Here is a 3835-nt window from a genome sequence, read left to right on the forward strand (position 1 = left end):
AAATTTACTCTACACTTCATTCAAGCTACTTTTTTCCATTCTTAAACAACTTCGTTAAAACGAATAAGAACTGAACTATATTTTTTGTGTAGCAAGCTCACAAATATAACTCTGCCTTGTATCATTTTAATTCAGATAGCTTCTAAAATTTTGATAAAAAACAAAAAAGCATTGCTAAAGAGTAACAATGCTTTTTTCAGTAAGGGGAAAGATAATACAGTCTTGAATTTCTTTAAAGCAGAAAATAAAAATGTCTGTCTTTACCTCTTTATACCCAAAACTGAAATTAATCACCCTCTTATTTTGAAAAAAATTTATTTTTTTTGTTAAAAAACATTAATCAATCTAATATCTTTTCTACTACTCTCAAAATCTGCTCTGTCTTGATGCTCTCTGCACACTCAAAATGCCCTTTCGGACAAGATTTGTAGCCGTGCAAACCACACGGACGGCAATCTAGCTTCTTTTCAGTTTCGATAATAAATGAAGTATCAGAAAGAGGCGTAAATCCAAAAGCAGGCACAGTAGAACAAAAAACAGCACACACAGGCGCATTAACAGAAGAAGCCAAATGCAGAGGGGCAGAATCGTTTGCCAAGACAAGTTTTGTATGCTGCATCAAAGCTGCTGATTGCATTAAGGATAATTTTCCTGCTAAATTATTTACTTTGAAACCCAGATTTTTTTGAATTATTTTACATTCTAGTTCATCAACTATTTTTTGGCAGTTTTCTCTATCTGATGGCGCACCGAGCAAATGAATTTCAAAGTTTGGAGATAAGTTTTTATAATTTTCTTCTTCTAAAAGTAGTTTTTTGATACAATCAATCCACTTTTGTAATGGATATTGTTTGGTAAACCAAACCGAAGTAGGCGCAATACAAATAAAATCATTGTGTATAAATTCTTTTACTTTCTCTTTATCAGCAGCAGAAGGATATAGTTTTGGCTTTCTGAGTTCATTTATCCCAATGCTTTCCAAAACTTTACTGTTTCGCTCTATTTCATGAGGAGAATTAGGGTCAGTGGTAATAATGTGTTCGTATTTGTGTGTAAATGCCCATGAGAATGGATTTTTCTTAAACCCTGCCTTTATTTTTGCCTTTGAAAAAGCTGTCAGAAGTCCAGTAGCTCCAAAGCGTTGTAAATTCAAAACAGCATCGTACTGTGCGCTTCTAATTTTTTTTAGTAGCTTGAAAAGACTTTTATATTTATTTTTCTTGTCCCAAATCAAAACTTCATTGAGCAAAAGGTGTTCTTGAAGTAGATTTTCATTACCTTTTCGAAGTAAAAAATCAATTTTTGCTGTTGGATAGGTTGCATACACAGATTCTATCAATGAAGTTGCTAAAATAACATCACCAATAAAAGCCGTTTGAATAAGCAGGATTTTCATTTTTTATTTTTTTGTTACAACTGATTGTAATTTATAATTTTAACATTTCGCAGCTACGCAGCTTTTAATACAATACTGTATCACATTTCTACCAATGTAACGCCACGCTGTGGCTAAAAAAGTATGGCATAATTAGTATAGCTTATCCATTTTCCAAATCATATTCCTCATTCGTAATTTTCAAATTCGTAATTCGTAATTGTACTATGTTAGACTACAAAATTTCATACACACAACCACACCATCATTTTATAGATATAGAACTTACCATAAATCATGTTGATGATATTATGGAAAAAGAACTTTCTCTCCAACTTCCAGCGTGGCGACCAGGTCGTTATACGCTACAAAATTTCGCTAAAAACATCGCAAAGTTCGAAGTTTTTGATGAAAATGAAAATCCTTTAGAATTTGCTAAAGCGACCAAAGATAATTGGAAAATAACTACGGATGGTGCAAAAACTGTAAAAGTTCGTTATACCTACTATGCCAACCAAATGGATGCAGGAGGGTGTTATGTAGATGAAAAACAAATTTATTTGAATTTTATTTGTTGTTGTTTGGAAGTACAGAATCGTCCAGATTCTATGTATAGAGTGCATATAGAAATGCCTTCTCGTTATAAAGTGGCTTGTGCATTGGAACAAAAAACTGAAAAAACAGAAGGAAAAGATAAGGATTACCTCATTGCAACAGATTTTTTCAACTTAGTAGATTCGCCTCTTATTGCTTCTGATACACTTCAACACAAAAGCTATAAGGTTGAAAATTCGGAAGCCAATTTTCATATCTGGATTCAAGGTGACTGGCAACCTAATTGGGAGAAAGCAATTCCACAATTTGAAAAGTTTACCAAAGACCAAATTGCTCTCTTTACTGATTTTCCAAGTACGGATTATCACTTTATGTTTCAAATTTTGCCTTATCCGAAATACCATGGTGTAGAACATTCACATTCCACAGTTATTACACTAGGCGCAGATTACGATATGGACGGAGAGGCTCGTTACAACGACTTTTTAGGAATTAGCTCGCACGAACTTTTCCATTTTTGGAATATTATGCGTATTCGTCCGAAAGAACTTATGCCTTATGATTTATCTAAAGAGACTTACTTCAAAACAGGTTTTGTAGCCGAAGGACTAACAACCTATTATGGAGATTATGTTTTGTGTAGAAGTGGAGTTTGGACAGAAGAATATTATTTGAAGGAACTAGAGGTTTTACTCAAAAGGCATTTTCACAACAATGGTAGGCTCAATCTCTCTGTTGCTGATTCGTCGTATGATTTGTGGCTAGATGGCTACGAACTTGGTATTCCCAACCGAAAATCATCTATTTATGTAGAAGGAGCAATGGCAGCTTTTATTTTAGATATGAAAATCCGAAAGTCTAGTAACAATGAAAAATCATTAGATGATATAATGATAAAATTATGGGAAGATTTTGGTAAGAAAGAAGTAGGTTATTCCTTAGAAGATTACCACAATGTCGTTGATTCTGTAGCCGGCGAACATATTGCAGATTATTTTGAAAAATGTATCTATTCTCCCAATGCTTTGAATACCTATTTGAAAGAAGCCTTTGATTATATTGGTATTGAGAAAATATTTGTTCCCAATGAAAACGAAATGGAAAGGCGACTAAGTTTGAAGACTGTTTTTCAAAATAATGCCTATTTAGTAATTGGATATGCACCAGATAGCGAGGTAGCGAAGTGTTTGACTGTCAATGATGAAATTGTAGCCATTAATTCTTACAAATTAGATGCTACTAACCCAAATGCTATTTTGAAAAAGGCTGTCAAAGAAGATAAAGCCGAATTAGAAATTTCATTTTTTAGAGATAATCAGCTTCACACTATCACTACTAAATACGAAGAAAGTGGTTATCCAAATATCAAACTCAAAATAAAAGAAGATGCTACCGAAGAGCAAAAAGCAAATTTAAAAAAGTGGCTTGCACCTTTGGTTTAATTTTACAACCCTAAGAATTTTTTAGCGATTCTTAGGGTTTGTTCTCAATCAAAGATATAATTTTCAACTTAAAATTATGTATAATGAAATTTACAGTATTGTAAATGATACCGATTTAACAGGAAATTTATTCTTATTATTTGTTGGTTTATCAATTCTTATAACAGTCTTAATACTGTTTGCGAAGTATAAATTCTATAATATTTTTGGGTTTATAATTTTGCTAATTCCTCTCTCTTGGTGTTGTGCTTATGGATTTAATTTTTACAAGTTTTTCTTGTACCGAAATCTATTGTTAGATAATAAATATGAGGTTGTATCAGGAAAAATAAACAACCATACTAGACAGAATTGGGAGTTAGACCGTATAGGAAAAGAATCATTTGAAATTGAAGGTGTTTACTTCAATTATAATAGGGTAAACGCACGAAAAAAGTATTATCTTTCTTCTTTTTTTGCCTTA

3 protein-coding genes are annotated in these 3835 nt (G+C 32.4%); 2 read left to right on the forward strand and 1 reads right to left on the reverse strand.

Going from position 1 to position 3835, the window contains the following annotated elements:
- Positions 1–340 precede the first annotated feature (340 nt).
- Complete coding sequence (locus QZ659_RS20310) at positions 341–1396, reverse strand: glycosyltransferase family 9 protein (RefSeq protein WP_291728900.1); 1056 nt, start codon at positions 1394–1396, stop codon at positions 341–343.
- 206 nt (positions 1397–1602) lie between these two features.
- Between QZ659_RS20310 and QZ659_RS20315 the strand changes: the two genes are divergently transcribed.
- Positions 1603–3372: a M61 family metallopeptidase gene (locus QZ659_RS20315; protein WP_291728903.1), complete on the forward strand. Its 1770-nt coding sequence runs from the start codon at positions 1603–1605 to the stop codon at positions 3370–3372.
- Positions 3373–3592: 220 nt separating this feature from the next.
- Positions 3593–3835 (forward strand): hypothetical protein (locus QZ659_RS20320; protein ID WP_291728905.1); only part of this gene is annotated, 243 nt, incomplete at its 3' end.

The sequence above is a fragment of the Bernardetia sp. genome (genome assembly GCF_020630935.1).
GTDB lineage: Bacteria > Bacteroidota > Bacteroidia > Cytophagales > Bernardetiaceae > Bernardetia.